The organism is Streptomyces sp. NPDC039736 (assembly GCF_055596485.1).
Genome location: NZ_JBVIUQ010000003.1, coordinates 137409 through 149609 on the forward strand (window position 1 = coordinate 137409; position 12201 = coordinate 149609).

The window sequence follows — 12201 nt, forward strand, 5'->3', positions numbered from 1 at the left end:
CAGTTGGGGGGAGGGGCGGGGTCACTCCGCCTCTCCCCCGTGGGCCGGGAGGCCGGTGGCGCCGCCCGGCGGGTGCGGGCGCACGTCCGCGGCCGGCAGGGTCGCGCAGTCCGCCCGGGCGGCGGGACTCAGCAGAGGCGCGAACCGGGTGAATAGAGAGCGGAGTTGGGCCCCGTGACGGGCACGGAAGGCGGCGTCGACGCAGATGATGTCGAGTTCGTTGGCGGCGGTGAGCTCGGCAAAGTCCCGCTTCTCCTGGAGCGCGGGGAGCCGGGAGAGGCCGGTGAAGCGGTCCGTGAAGGGCGAGTCGGGGAGGGCCAGCACGGGGTACACGGCCCGGCGGTCGCAGCTCGCGTAGAAGTGGACGAGGGCTTCGGCCTCGGGGCCGATCGCGGCCCGCAGGCGGTCGCGTTCGCCGAGCGGGAGAAGGGCCGGGGCGAAGCCGTCGGTGCCGTAGGAGGCGTGACAGAGGCCGGCGAGCTGGAGAGCGGGCCGGGCACCCCAGTCGGCGAGTCGCCGGCGCACCCGGTCGAGGTGGGCGAGGAGGGTGCCGCCGGGGTGCGCGAGGGCGTCGGCGCCGAGGTCGCGGAGGAGGCGGGTGGCCAGGTCCACGCGGGTGCCGGGGTGCACCGGGGCGACGGGCTCCACGGGGGTCGTCGGTTCCACGGGCAAGCCCCTCTCCGTACAACGGCGCACGTCCGCGGGCGCGGCGGGCGGTCGGCACCCGGCTGGCCCCGCCCACCGTCTGGAACAGCGCGCGGAGCCTGGCCGGGTTGCCGCCTCGGGCCCTGAGAAGGATCGTCCCGCGCCCCCAACGCCCAGTCAATCCTAGGGTTTTCTTGCCCGTTCCCAAGCGCTAGCTTGGGTTCCCATGACCCTCGACGACCTCCGCGTCTTCGTCGCCGTGTGCCGCAGCGGCAGCCTCAGCGCCGTCGCCCGCGAACTGTCCTGCACGCAGTCCGCGGTGAGCCAGCACGTCAAGCGCCTGGAACGGGAGACGGGCCTCGCCCTCCTCGAACGTCTGCCGCGCGGCGTGGTGCCCACCCCCGCCGGGCAGCTCCTCAGCGGGGCGGCGGCAGGGGGGCTGGGCGACATCGACCTCGCCCTCCGCCGACTGCGCGAGCTGGCCCAGGGCGAGGGCGGTTCGATACGGATCACCACGGGCGCGACGACGGTCCGGCACTTCATGTCGGAGGCGGTGGTCGGCTTCCGCCGTCAATTCCCGCAGGTGAGGCTGGAGTTCAGGACGGCGACGTCCAGCCGCGCCTGCTTCGACGCGCTCCTGGCGGGTGGCCTGGACCTGGCCTGGATCACCCTGGGCGACCCCGTCCGGGGCATCGAGCAGCGCCCGGTCGTCGAACTCCCCTGGGTACTGGCCGTCGCCGCCGACGACCCCCTGGCCGCCACGTCCCGCATCGGGCCGGCGGAATGGGCGGACGTACGACTGATCGCGCTCCCCGAGAACGCGACCTCGCGCTCCCGGCTGGACTCCTGGTTCGCGGCGTCCGGCATCGAGCCGACCTCGGACACCAGTGTCGCCGACTGGGACACGGCGATCCTGCTCGCCGAACTGGGCCTGGGCCACGCCGTGGTCCCCGACCTGCCGGCGTGGCACGGTCCCGCACACCCCGGGCTGCGCCTGATCCCGCTGCCGGAGCTGCCTCCGCTGTGGACCGGCTGGGCGGTGCGCCGCTGGGCGACGCTGCCACCGACGGCCCGGTCCTTCGCGGCCACGGTCGAGGAGAGCTGCGGGCGGACGTTCCCGGCCGGGGGCGGCCCGGCCCGCTCCTAACCGGCCGCCTCGGGACCCGCCTGCCCCGCGTGCCCCAGCAGGAACTCGGTCGCCCGCGCGATGGCCTCCGCCGAGGTGACGTGCACGGCCTCGGACTCCTCCTCGGTGCGGTCCGCGCCGGTGGCGGTGTACCACCAGGCGTCGGCGTCCGGGTCGTGGTGGATGACGGCGCTGCCGCCCGCGTAGGCGAGCGGGACCGACTCGCCCGCGGCGCGCTTCACCACCGCGTGGGGCCACTTCAGCCGCGCCGACTGCCGCTTCAGCCCGCCCCAGGCGGCACCGAGTTGGACGTACGTCGCACCGCTCCGCCCGGCGGCGGTGGCCGCGCTCTCCGCCAGCCGGTCGACGGACCGCTTGGCCTCGTACAGCGACCGCAGCACCGCGAGCTGCACATCGGGCGCGGCCATGAGCACCGGGTCGAAGTCCTTGCCCGCGGCCCGGTAGGCGGCAGCGCGCGTCGAGATGCTCTGCGCGAGCGCGCGGACGGCGTCGAGCACCCTGTCGTCCATGGCCAGCGAGTCGTCGAGTGTGGGCTCATCCCAGGCGGGCACGACCTGGGCGGTCACGGCAGCCCAGAAGCCGGGGTCGGCCTTGTCGGGGGTGGGAATGCTCACCGTGTCATTCATGCGACAAGCTTACCTGTCGAAGCCCCTTTCCGACAATTATTTCTGTCAATTCTGTCGCAGGGGTCAGGTGGGACCGTCCGGTCGGCCGTGCGAGGGCGGGGCCGCCGCTTGACCTTGACACGGTGGCAAGGTCTTCACTGTGGCGCAGGAGGTGGCCCCCATGACCATGGCGGAGCAGGAACAAGAAAAAGAACAAGAACGAGACACCGTACGGGCGCTGCGGGCGTTGGAGGACGCGCGTGTCCCGGTGCGGTTGCGGGCGACGATGGCGGTCGGGTCCCGCCCCGATCCCGCCTACGTCGGCCCGCTCGTCGTACGGTGCGCGGTCGAGCCCGACTTCCAGGTGCGGGAGATGCTGACCTGGGCGCTGACCCGGCACGCGCCCGACCTGACGGTCCCGGCGCTCGTCGCAGAGCTGCGTTCGGAGACCGCGCAGGCACGCAGCCAGGCGCTGCACACCCTGTCCAAGATCGGGGACCGGCGGGCCCGGCCCGCGATCACCCGCGCCCTGCTGACCGACCCCGACGACGAGGTCGCCCGCAGTGCCTGGCGGGCGGCGGTCGTCCTCGTAGACCCCGGACCACCCGCAGGGCCCGTACGGCAGGACGAGAGGCAGGAACTGGCCGCAGTATTGTCGACCCAGCTCGGGCGCGGTCCGCGGGCGACGCAGTTGAGCCTCAGCCGGGCGATGATCGCGCTCGGTGAGGTGATCGTCCCGGAGCTGGCGGCGGCGGGTACGCACGCCGACCCCGCTGTGCGGGCGCACGCGCTCGCCACCGAGCGGTTGCTGCACGACCCGGACGCCGGGTTCGAGTACGCGATCGAGGAGGCGAAGCGCGTCGTGGCCCTGGGCCCGGACGGACACGAGGGGTGAGGTGCCGGGGTGCTGATCGGTGAGGTGGCGCGGCGGTCCGGGGTGAGCGCGCGCATGCTCCGGCACTACGAGTCGCTGGGGCTGGTGCGGCCGTCGGACCGCAACGGCTCCGGCTACCGCGAGTACGCCCCGGAGGACATCCGGCGGGTGTTCCACATCGAGAGCCTGCGGTCGCTCGGGCTGTCGCTGCGCGACGTCGGGCGCGCGCTCGACGACCCGGGATTCACCCCGTCCGAGCTCGTCGCCGACCTCATCCGGCAGACCCGGGAACGCATCGCCGCCGAGACCGAACTGCTGGACCGGCTGAGCCGGATCGACGCGGCGGGGCCCGCGGGCTGGGAGGACGTCCTGCGGACCACCGCGCTCCTCCAGGCGCTGGGTTCCAAGAGTGCGGGCCGACGGCAGAGCGCGGTCCTGTCCTCCGCCGCCGAGGAGACCCCGGTGGGGGCGCTGGTGGAGGCCGCGCTGAACGAGAGGGAGCCGAACGTCGCCGGGGCGCTGCGGTGGGCGCTGGCGCGTGCGGACGAGAGCCCGTCGGCCCTGCTCGCGCAGGGGCTCGGTTCGTCGGCGGCCGAGGTCCGCAGGCGTGCCGCGCGCACCCTCGCCGCGATTCCGGACGAGGAGGCGACGGGGCTGCTGCGGGACGCGCTGGCCCATCGCGACCAGGTCGTCCGCCGGGTCGCGGCGCTGGCCCTCGGGGCGCGCGGCGCACCGGAGGCGATCCCGGTCCTGCTGGACATGGTCGTCCAGGGCCGCAACGACGTGGACGCGGCGGACGCCTTGAGCGCCCTGGCGAACCGTCCCGCGAGCGGTGCCGGCCCCGAACCCGCGGACGGCCCGCCTTCCTCCCATTACGCCCCTGCCGCGCCGGACGCCCCCGCCCGGGCGGCCCGGCCCGCCCGCCCGCCCGCGCCGACACCCGGACGGGCCGTGCCGGGCCGCGCCGGGACCGTCCGGGGCGCTCCGGACGGCGGCAGCCCCGGGTCCGCGAGCCGGTCCGAGGCCGTTTCCCCCCTGGCGGACCGCATCGCCACCGGCCTGGTCGAGCGCATCGCGCGCAGCGCCAAGGACCCGCTCGCGCGGCGACGCCTCACCCAGGCGCTCGCGGACATCCCGGGCCCCGTAGCCGCCCAGGCGCTCACGGACCTGGCCCGGGACGAGGACCCCGGGGTGGCCCTCACCGCGGCGTACCTGCTCGGCAGACACACCAGGGGCTGAGAGGCCGCCGGTACGAGCCCCGCCCGAACGCGCACGGACCGCGGACCCGGCGCCCACCTCGGCTTCGATGCCTCCCGGGAAGGCCGGGGGCTCCCCCTTTAAGGTTCGTGCATGCGTGCCGACCGTCTCGTCTCCCTGGTCCTGCTGCTGCGCCAGCGCGGCAGGCTGTCGGCGACCGCGCTGGCCCGGGAGCTGGAGGTGTCCACCCGGACCGTGCTGCGCGACATCGAGGCACTGTCCGCCGCGGGCGTCCCGGTGCACTCCGAACGCGGACGGCACGGCGGTTTCGCGCTGCTGCCCGGTTTCCGCACCGAACTGACCGGGCTCACCCACGACGAGGCCCTCGCCCTGCTGGTCGCCGGATCGCGGCGCGGCCCGCAGGCGTTCGGCCTCGGCTCCGCGCTGGCCTCGGCCATGCTCAAGGTGGTCGACGCGCTGCCCGAGAGCCAGCGGGACGCGGCCGCCGGGGTGGCCGAGCGGCTGCTCGTCGACCCCGGGACCGACCTCCTCGCGCGACGGCAGGACGCCGACGACATACCCGGCCCCATCGCGGCGGAGGTCCGCCGCGCGGTCCTCTCCGGCCACCGGCTGCGCATCCGGTACGAGGCCGTGGACCGGCCCCCGGAGTGGCGCACCGTGGACCCGCTCGGGCTGGTCACCGTACGCGAACAGACCTACCTCCTCGCCACCCGCGCCGGGGCCGACCGCACCTACCGGCTCTCCCGCGTCCGCGCCGCCGAGGAACTGGCCGAGCCCGCCGCACGCCCGGAACGGGTGGACCTGGAGCGGGCCTGGCAGGAGCGCAGCAGGCGGTTCCGCACCGGCGGCGACCAGGTCACCGCGCTGGTGCGCGTGGCCCCGGAGCACCGGGAGCCGCTGGTGGCCACGGCCCTCGCCGTACTCACCGAGGAACCGGACGCAGCGGAGCCGGGCGAGCCGGGCACGCACGGGTGGCTGCGCCTGGAGGTGGCCTTCCAGGACGCCCGGCACGCCGAATGGGCCCTGTGGCAACTCGCCCCGCACGCCGAGGCCCTGGCCCCGCAGTGGCTGCGCACGACCCTGCACGACCGCGCCACCGCGGTCGGCGCGCACTACCGGGCGCGCTCCTGACCCCGTACGGACGGCTGCGAACGGCTGCCTGCGTACGGGCGTCTGCATACGGGCGTCTGCCCTGCCTACGCCCCGCCGGACCCGGACCCGGACCCGTAACCCGAGCCGGCCCCGGCCGAAGCGAACTCCGCACGCTGCCGGGAAACCGCCAAGTCGGCCTCCAGCAGCGACATGTTGACGGCTGTCCCGGCCCGGTACCCGGCGCCGGCCGCGTTGACCACCTGCTCCGCGGCCCCGGTGGCGTTGCCGACCGCCCACACGCCGGGAAAGCTGGTCAGGCCGGTCGGGTCGACCTGGGGGAAGGTCCCGGCCGGCGTCTCCTGCGTACGGACGCCCAAAGCGGTCAGCACGCCGTCGCGGGGCACCATCCGGGGCGCCACCACGAACGCCGACGCCTCGTGGACCTCCCCGTCCGCAAGGCGCACCCCGGTGAGGCGGTCGTCCTCCACCACCAGCCCCGCCAGCTTCCCGGCCACCGCGCGGACACCGGCGGCGGCGAGCAGCTCCCGCTCCTCGCCAGGAAGTTCCGCCCCGTCCAGGAACAGCGTCACCTCACTCGACAACTGGCTGAACAACAGGGCCTGGTGTACGCCCGCCTCCGCGCGGTACAGCACGCCGATCCGCCCGTCCCGCACCTCCCAGCCGTGGCAGTACGGGCAGTGCAGCACCTCCCTGCCCCAGCGCTCGGCCACCCCGGGCAGTTCCGGCAGCTCGTCCACCAGCCCGGTGGCGACGACGACCCGGCGCGCGTGCACCCGCCCGCCGCCCGCGAGCACCACGTCGAACTCTCCCCTCCCGTCCGGCACGACCTCCGTCACCGTGTCGCGCAGCACCTCTCCCCCGTATCCGGCGACCTCGGCCCGCACCACGGCCAGGAACTCGCCGGGCGGCATGCCGTCGCGCGAGGGGTAGCCCTGCATGTGCGCGGCGGGCGCGTTGCGGGGCTCGCCCGCGTCGACGACGAGGACCGAGCGCCGGACGCGGCCGAGCACCAGCGCGGCCGCCAGGCCTCCGGCGCCGCCCCCGACCACCACCACGTCGTAGGCGTCGGCCACGCCGTCCGTCCGCCGCTCACGGCTCCTGGTCATGACGACCACCTCATTTCCGTTCGTCCGGCTCCGTGCTCTGGTCCCCGAACATGCACCCGTACTGCGCCAGAGGCAAAGATCCTTGCCATTTCGGCAAACTGCGCGGGGGCGGGCACCTGCCCGCAAAGTTCGCCCGCATCCCGCACGCATGATGGCCGCACCAGGGGGTACTTGCGCGCAGGTGGCATAAGAACCGATTCTGAGGACGGCTTGTGGGACAGGTGAACGCGGGCCGGAACGAGCTTGCCGAGAGGGGTGTCCGGATGCCGGATGATCCGGATGTCGCATCCCTCCCCCTCACCGTCAGCGCGGCGTACGAGGGTGCCCCGGCGGACATCGGGGACGCCCGCGCCTTCGCCCGCGCCTTCCTCCACAAGGTCCAGGCCGACTACGGGCTCCCGGTCTCCGCGCGGACGCTGGAAGTGGTCCCGCTGGTGGTGAGCGAACTGATCACCAACGCCTGCAAGTACGCCCCCGGGCCCCAGCTCCTCGAACTGTCCACCGACGGAGCGGGCGTCCAGGTGTCCCTCTGGGACAGCAGCCCCGCCCTCCCGGTCCCCCGGGCCGCCGACGCCGACCGGATAGGCCAGCACGGCCTGGAAATCGTCATGGCCCTCTGCCAGGGGTACGAGGTCCACCAGCAGCCCCTCGGCAAACGCACCCGCGTCCACCTCCCCCTCGCCGACGCCCCCGCCTCCGCCCGCGACCTGGCGACGTGACGCCGCACGCCGCGAAAGGTCGCAGGAGCGCCCGACCGGCACGACACCGGTCAGACGCTCCTGCGCGCCCTGCGCCGCACCTGCGGCTTCGCCGCGCCTACGGCTTGTAGACGGCGGCGCTGCCGTACAGCTCCTTGGTGAACGCGGAGACATCCGCACTGCGGTCGGAACCGTCCAGGTTGTACGTCAGGTAGACGCCGTACCCCTGGCTGACGGTGCGGCGGGCGAGGGACGCGACAGTGCTCTGCGGGGTCCCGCCGATCTCGACGGCCGCGGGCGACAGTTTCGACTTGGGCAGGGCGATGGCGGGGACCTGCCAGGTGCCGTAGTACGGATTCCAGGCGTAGTCGAACTTGGACGTCACGTCGACGCCGCCGTAGGAGAGGCGGGATGCGGCCGGACCGATGTTGTAGAGACTGATGATCTTGCCCGGCAGGGCGCCGCGCAGCGCCGTCACCAGGTGCACGAACGAGCTCGCATTGGGCTGGCCGGTGCCGTTCTTGCCGTACTCGGCGTACTCGTCGTCGAAGTCGATGCCGTCCAGCCCGTACTTGGTCACCGCGTCCGACAACTGCTTGGCGAAGGCCGAAGCCGACGACCGGGAGGGGAAGTTGGCGAACCCGGCGCCCTGGTGGTTGCCGAGTACGGACAGCACGACCTTGATGCCCTTCTGCTGCAAGGGCCGTATCTGGGTGACAGCGTTGTCAAGAACTCGCTGCACGTTCTCGTTGAAGTACAGGTACGCCGACTTCTTGCTCGTGTCGTAGTTGATGTTCGCCGCGAAGATGACGGCGACGTCGAAGGCGTTGCCGCCGCCGTTGGCGAGCGTGTACTTGCCGACGTTGAGCATGCTGTTGCTGTTCACCTCGACGTACGCCACCGAGGTCGGCCCCTGCTTCTTGAGGGCGGGACCGGGGCCGGGCGCGGCGGGCGCTGCCGCCGCGGTCGCCCCGGTCGCGGCGGTGGAACCGAGGGCGAGGACCGACACCGCCGCGAGTGCGAACGCGGTGGCGCGCGCCCTGCTCCGTACCAGACTGAACATCATCGAACGGTCTCCTGTCGCTTGTTTCGGCGCCCGGCCAGTCCAAGCACCGAATGAATCCTCCAGCACAACTGGCCCATTGCGCACGGGTGTTGCAGCACATCAGTCGTCACACATCGAGGAGCCCCAGGCCGGGGCGGCAAGGAGGCCGCCCGGATTCCTCTCCGAGGAGGGCTCGCCACCCCGCAGCCGCCACGGTTTCCCGGCGCGGGGGCTGTTGTCCCGGCGGCACCACGGGCACCCACGCCGTGGAGCGTGACGGCGCTGGACGTCAACACGCCGGGGCTCGACGGCGTGACCGCTGCCACGCGACTGCACGGCCAACTGCCCTCGCGCAGAATCCTGTTGCTGACGCTCCTGGGCCAACCGGGCCTGGTACGCAGGGCGCTGGATGCCGGTGTCGCGGGTTCCCTGCTCAAGTCGCCCACCGCCGAACAGTTCCTCGACGCCGTCCGCACCGTCGCCTCCGGGGGGCCGGGTCGTCGATCCGGTCCCGTGGGAGGCGGCTCAGGAGTCACTCGTCTGTCCGCTGGCCAAACGGGAGCCGGAAGCACCGCGCTGCGCCAGGACCGGGGCGAGCACGGCGGAGATCGCGGCTGAGCCGTTTCTGGGGATGGACACCGTACGCAATCCGCTGTCGCCCGTGAAAGCGAAGCTCCGGGCGCGGACCCTGCTGGACGCCGTACGCATCGCCGAGCGCAACGGCTGGACCCGAGCAGCCGGCGAACCCGCGGGACCCGACCGGCGGAGCGGGCCCCGGGGGCGGCCGGGCGTGCGGCGGGGGGCGTCGATGACCTGCGGTGACACGCCGCAGTGGACGCTGGATGAAGACAAGCGGGGAGGGCGGTCCCGCACTCCGACCCGACATATGACGACAAGGCCCGATGTGAGCAATTACTACGTGAGGCTCTCCCTCTTGGCCCTTCTGTCGTGCGGCGCAGGGATCCTCCTGCTTTTCGCGCTCCTGAAGGCCGGAATCATCACGAATACGTTCTCGTACAAGGGCGCGGTGATCTTTGCCGTCACCGTCCTCGGCACCACGCTCGCCAGTCGCGGAATGCGCAAGGACTGAGATCCTGTCGGTGCCGATCTCACGGCACCCGCTCCCGGGACGGGGACTCGGAATGCAAGGCGTTCTGCGGTGATTCCGCTCAGGTCGCCCCTCGGAACGTATTGCGGTACGCGCGCGGCGACACCCCGAGCTCCTCCCGGAAGCGCTGACGCATCGCCGTCCCCGTACCGAAGCCGGCTTCCGACGCGATGTGGTCCACCGGCTCGTCGGTCCGTTCCAGAAGTCGTCGCGCGTGCTGCAACCGCTGCTCGGTGATCCAGCGCATCGGCGTCACCCCCGTCTCCAGCAGGAAGCGCCGGCTCAATGTCCGCACGCTCATCGCCGCCTCCCGGGCCAGGTCCTCCAACGTCAGCGGCTCACCCAGGTGACCGAGAGCGTAGGCGCGGGCCGCGGCCGTCGAACTGGTGCCGGGTTCGGGTACTGGCTGCTCGATGTACTGCGCCTGCCCGCCCTCCCGGTGCGGCGGCACGACGGTGCGCCGAGCGACGACGTTGGCGACCTCGGCCCCGTGGTCCTGCCGGATCATGTGCAGACACAGGTCGATACCGGCGGCGACCCCCGCAGACGTGAGCACACCCCGATCATCCGTGTACAGCACATCCGGATCGACGTCCACCTCCGGGTACAGGGTCCGCAGCTCGTCGCACGACTTCCAGTGGGTGGTCGCCCGCCGCCCCGCCAGCATCCCGGCGGCCGCCAGCACGAACGACCCGGTGCAGATCGAAGCCACCCGGGCCCCGGCCGGAACGCGGGCCAGTGCCTGACGTACGGGGGGCGCCAACCGCCCCCGTTCCTGCGGCTCGTAGTCCTCGGCGGCCGCGGGCACGAGCACCGTGTCGGCGTCCTCCAGCGCCCCCGGCCCGTGCGTGACGTTCACGGTGAAGTCCGCGTCGGTGGTCAGCTCACCGGGCTCCGGCGCACAGGTCACCACCGAATACAGCGGACGGCCGTCGGCTCCGACGGCCGTTCCGAACAGCCGGTGGACGATGCCCAGTTCCATCGGCAGCAGCCCCGGACGAACCAAGGTGACCACCCGATGGGGTGCCCTCTCACGTGTCTCCGTCATGGCCGGATTCTTTCACTTCACGACCATCTGGCCAGTGGCCGGGGACTGCGCCGCCCGCGGAGGGTGGGACACATGGAAGAAGCGATCACCCGACACCCCCGACAGCTTCAAGACTCCGCCCTCCGTCCATCGACGGGCCCAGGGCCCGGCACTACGGGACGCCGGGCCTGGTGGGTGGCCGCTGTGGCAGCCCTCGCCATCGTGGTCGCCGGAGCCTTCTCCACGCTGCCCGGCCTCCTCCAGAACCCCCTGCGGCAGGAGTTCCACTGGTCGCGCGGCACCATCGGCGTTGCTTCGTCGGTGAACATGGTCCTGTACGGACTCACCGCCCCGTTCGCCGCCGCCCTCATGGACCGATTCGGTGTCCGCCGCGTGGTGGTCGCGGCCCTGACCACCGTCGCGGCCGGCTCTCTTCTCACCACGGTGATGAACGCCTCCTGGCACTTCACCCTGTGCTGGGGGCTCCTCGTCGGACTCGGCACCGGCTCCATGGCCATGGCATTCGGCGCCACGGTCACCAACCGCTGGTTCGCCACCCGGCGGGGCCTGGTCACCGGCGTCCTCTCGGCGGGCGGCGTCTTCGGGCAGATGGTGTTCCTGCCTGCCCTCTCCTGGACCATCGACCACTACGACTGGCGCCCCGCCCTGGTCACTCTCGCGCTCGCGGCGCTGGCCGTGGTCCCGCTCGTGTGGCTGATCCTGCGCGACCACCCCGCCGACGTAGGCCAAAGCCCGTACGGGAGCACGACGTTCGTCCCCAAGCCGCCACCTGTCACGGGTGCTGCCCGTCGCACGCTCACCGTGCTCCGCGACTCCGCCCGCACCACGCCTTTCTGGCTGCTCGCCGGCACGTTCGCGATCTGCGGAGCGACCACCAACGGGGTGCTGTGGACCCACTTCACCCCGGCGGCCCACGACCACGGCATGGCCGTCACCACCGCGTCGACCCTGCTCGCTCTCATCGGCATCTTCAACGTGGTGGGCACGGTCGTCTCCGGCTGGCTCACCGACCGCATGGACGCCCGCCGCCTGCTCGCCGTCTGCTTCACGCTGCGCGGCCTGCTTCTCGTGCTGCTCCCCCTGATGATGGCCGCCACCGTCACCCCGGCCATGACGGTCTTCGTCGTCGCCTTCGGCCTCCTCGACCTGGCCACGGTGCCACCCGTCATCGCCCTGTGCCGACACTTCTACGGCGACGACAGCGCCGTCGTCTTCGGCTGGGTCAACGCGGCCCATCAGCTCGGCGCCGCCCTGGCCGCGCTCCTCAGCGGCGTCGCACGCGATGCGTTCGGCAGCTACGACCCGGTCTGGCCGGCCCTCGGCACCACCTGCGCGGGCGCCGCGCTGGTCTCCCTCCTCATCCGCCCGACCCCCACCACCCGCGGCAAGTCCCCCGCGTCCCCGACCCGTACGACATGACCGTCCCGGTGGTCGCGTCACCCCGCACCTGGACGGCTGCCCGGGCTCTCCGGCGTTCGTCATCAACCGCGCCCTGGACGTTCTCGCGGCCAACGCCCTGGCCGATGCCCTGCACTCACCCTTCGTACGGGCGGACAACCTGGCCCGCATGACCTTCCTCGGCCCGGCCGGCAAC

The 12201-nt window shown here is 73.0% G+C and carries 13 protein-coding genes and 1 pseudogene; 9 read left to right on the top strand and 5 right to left on the bottom strand.

The features are described 5' to 3' along the window. Window positions 1-21 precede the first annotated feature (21 nt). Complete coding sequence (locus tag ACZ56L_RS10035) at window positions 22-606, bottom strand: DUF6817 domain-containing protein (protein WP_468685779.1); 585 nt, start codon at window positions 604-606, stop codon at window positions 22-24. Window positions 607-871: 265 nt separating this feature from the next. On the opposite strand from ACZ56L_RS10035, the gene ACZ56L_RS10040 reads away from it, so the two are divergent. Next, window positions 872-1792, top strand: a complete 921-nt coding sequence (locus tag ACZ56L_RS10040; RefSeq protein ID WP_471063004.1) for a LysR family transcriptional regulator — start codon at window positions 872-874, stop codon at window positions 1790-1792. Here the strand turns inward: ACZ56L_RS10040 and ACZ56L_RS10045 are convergent. After that, window positions 1789-2418: a hypothetical protein gene (locus ACZ56L_RS10045; protein WP_471063006.1), complete on the bottom strand. Its 630-nt coding sequence runs from the start codon at window positions 2416-2418 to the stop codon at window positions 1789-1791. The two genes, ACZ56L_RS10040 and ACZ56L_RS10045, sit on opposite strands and share 4 nt — an antisense overlap. A gap of 160 nt (window positions 2419-2578) precedes the next feature. Between ACZ56L_RS10045 and ACZ56L_RS10050 the strand changes: the two genes are divergently transcribed. The 3 genes from ACZ56L_RS10050 to ACZ56L_RS10060 all read left to right on the top strand — a co-directional run bounded on the left by ACZ56L_RS10050 (window position 2579) and on the right by ACZ56L_RS10060 (window position 5620). Continuing rightward, window positions 2579-3292, top strand: a complete 714-nt coding sequence (locus ACZ56L_RS10050; protein ID WP_471063008.1) for a HEAT repeat domain-containing protein — start codon at window positions 2579-2581, stop codon at window positions 3290-3292. Between the two features lie 9 nt (window positions 3293-3301). Then, window positions 3302-4510 carry a HEAT repeat domain-containing protein gene (locus ACZ56L_RS10055; protein ID WP_471063010.1) on the top strand — a complete coding sequence of 403 codons (1209 nt, stop codon included), beginning with the start codon at window positions 3302-3304 and terminating at the stop codon, window positions 4508-4510. 111 nt (window positions 4511-4621) lie between these two features. After that, the gene (locus ACZ56L_RS10060) at window positions 4622-5620 is read left to right on the top strand and encodes a helix-turn-helix transcriptional regulator (RefSeq protein WP_468685318.1); all 999 of its coding nucleotides are present in this window, start codon (window positions 4622-4624) and stop codon (window positions 5618-5620) included. Window positions 5621-5685: 65 nt separating this feature from the next. Here the strand turns inward: ACZ56L_RS10060 and ACZ56L_RS10065 are convergent, their stop codons facing one another. Next, window positions 5686-6708 carry an NAD(P)/FAD-dependent oxidoreductase gene (locus tag ACZ56L_RS10065; protein WP_471063012.1) on the bottom strand — a complete coding sequence of 341 codons (1023 nt, stop codon included), beginning with the start codon at window positions 6706-6708 and terminating at the stop codon, window positions 5686-5688. Window positions 6709-6971: 263 nt separating this feature from the next. On the opposite strand from ACZ56L_RS10065, the gene ACZ56L_RS10070 reads away from it, so the two are divergent. After that, entirely contained in the window at window positions 6972-7427 is a 456-nt protein-coding gene (locus ACZ56L_RS10070; protein ID WP_401762713.1) for an ATP-binding protein, read from the top strand. Between the two features lie 97 nt (window positions 7428-7524). On the opposite strand, the gene ACZ56L_RS10075 is transcribed toward ACZ56L_RS10070, so the two are convergent. After that, window positions 7525-8469: an endo-beta-N-acetylglucosaminidase H gene (locus ACZ56L_RS10075; RefSeq protein WP_401762992.1), complete on the bottom strand. Its 945-nt coding sequence runs from the start codon at window positions 8467-8469 to the stop codon at window positions 7525-7527. A gap of 255 nt (window positions 8470-8724) precedes the next feature. Between ACZ56L_RS10075 and ACZ56L_RS10080 the strand changes: the two genes are divergently transcribed. Beyond that, on the top strand, window positions 8725-9069 hold the full coding sequence (locus ACZ56L_RS10080) for a response regulator (RefSeq protein WP_471063014.1): 345 nt from the start codon (window positions 8725-8727) through the stop codon (window positions 9067-9069). Between the two features lie 13 nt (window positions 9070-9082). After that, a complete protein-coding gene (locus tag ACZ56L_RS10085) occupies window positions 9083-9541 on the top strand; it encodes a hypothetical protein (RefSeq protein WP_471063016.1) in 459 nt (152 codons plus the stop codon). 79 nt (window positions 9542-9620) lie between these two features. Here ACZ56L_RS10085 and ACZ56L_RS10090 read toward each other — a convergent pair whose 3' ends face one another. Further along, window positions 9621-10607 carry a GlxA family transcriptional regulator gene (locus tag ACZ56L_RS10090; protein ID WP_471063018.1) on the bottom strand — a complete coding sequence of 329 codons (987 nt, stop codon included), beginning with the start codon at window positions 10605-10607 and terminating at the stop codon, window positions 9621-9623. Window positions 10608-10679: 72 nt separating this feature from the next. On the opposite strand from ACZ56L_RS10090, the gene ACZ56L_RS10095 reads away from it, so the two are divergent. Together ACZ56L_RS10095 and ACZ56L_RS10100 are read left to right on the top strand one after the other, a co-directional pair. After that, window positions 10680-12026 (top strand): MFS transporter, encoded by a 1347-nt coding sequence (locus ACZ56L_RS10095; RefSeq protein ID WP_471063020.1) that lies wholly within the window; start codon window positions 10680-10682, stop codon window positions 12024-12026. 25 nt (window positions 12027-12051) lie between these two features. Then, a pseudogene (locus tag ACZ56L_RS10100) lies at window positions 12052-12198 on the top strand (MmyB family transcriptional regulator); the annotation flags it as partial. Window positions 12199-12201: the final 3 nt, after the last annotated feature.

What these genes read in the sequence shown, in the direction of transcription:
- ACZ56L_RS10040 (WP_471063004.1), top strand. Translation starts at nt 872, where the DNA reads ATGACCCTCGACGACCTCCGCGTCTTCGTCGCCGTGTGCCGCAGCGGC.
- ACZ56L_RS10045 (WP_471063006.1), bottom strand. Translation starts at nt 2,418, where the DNA reads ATGAATGACACGGTGAGCATTCCCACCCCCGACAAGGCCGACCCCGGC.
- ACZ56L_RS10050 (WP_471063008.1), top strand. Translation starts at nt 2,579, where the DNA reads ATGACCATGGCGGAGCAGGAACAAGAAAAAGAACAAGAACGAGACACC.
- ACZ56L_RS10060 (WP_468685318.1), top strand. Translation starts at nt 4,622, where the DNA reads ATGCGTGCCGACCGTCTCGTCTCCCTGGTCCTGCTGCTGCGCCAGCGC.
- ACZ56L_RS10065 (WP_471063012.1), bottom strand. Translation starts at nt 6,708, where the DNA reads ATGACCAGGAGCCGTGAGCGGCGGACGGACGGCGTGGCCGACGCCTAC.
- ACZ56L_RS10070 (WP_401762713.1), top strand. Translation starts at nt 6,972, where the DNA reads ATGCCGGATGATCCGGATGTCGCATCCCTCCCCCTCACCGTCAGCGCG.
- ACZ56L_RS10075 (WP_401762992.1), bottom strand. Translation starts at nt 8,469, where the DNA reads ATGTTCAGTCTGGTACGGAGCAGGGCGCGCGCCACCGCGTTCGCACTC.
- ACZ56L_RS10085 (WP_471063016.1), top strand. Translation starts at nt 9,083, where the DNA reads ATGGACACCGTACGCAATCCGCTGTCGCCCGTGAAAGCGAAGCTCCGG.
- ACZ56L_RS10090 (WP_471063018.1), bottom strand. Translation starts at nt 10,607, where the DNA reads ATGACGGAGACACGTGAGAGGGCACCCCATCGGGTGGTCACCTTGGTT.
- ACZ56L_RS10095 (WP_471063020.1), top strand. Translation starts at nt 10,680, where the DNA reads ATGGAAGAAGCGATCACCCGACACCCCCGACAGCTTCAAGACTCCGCC.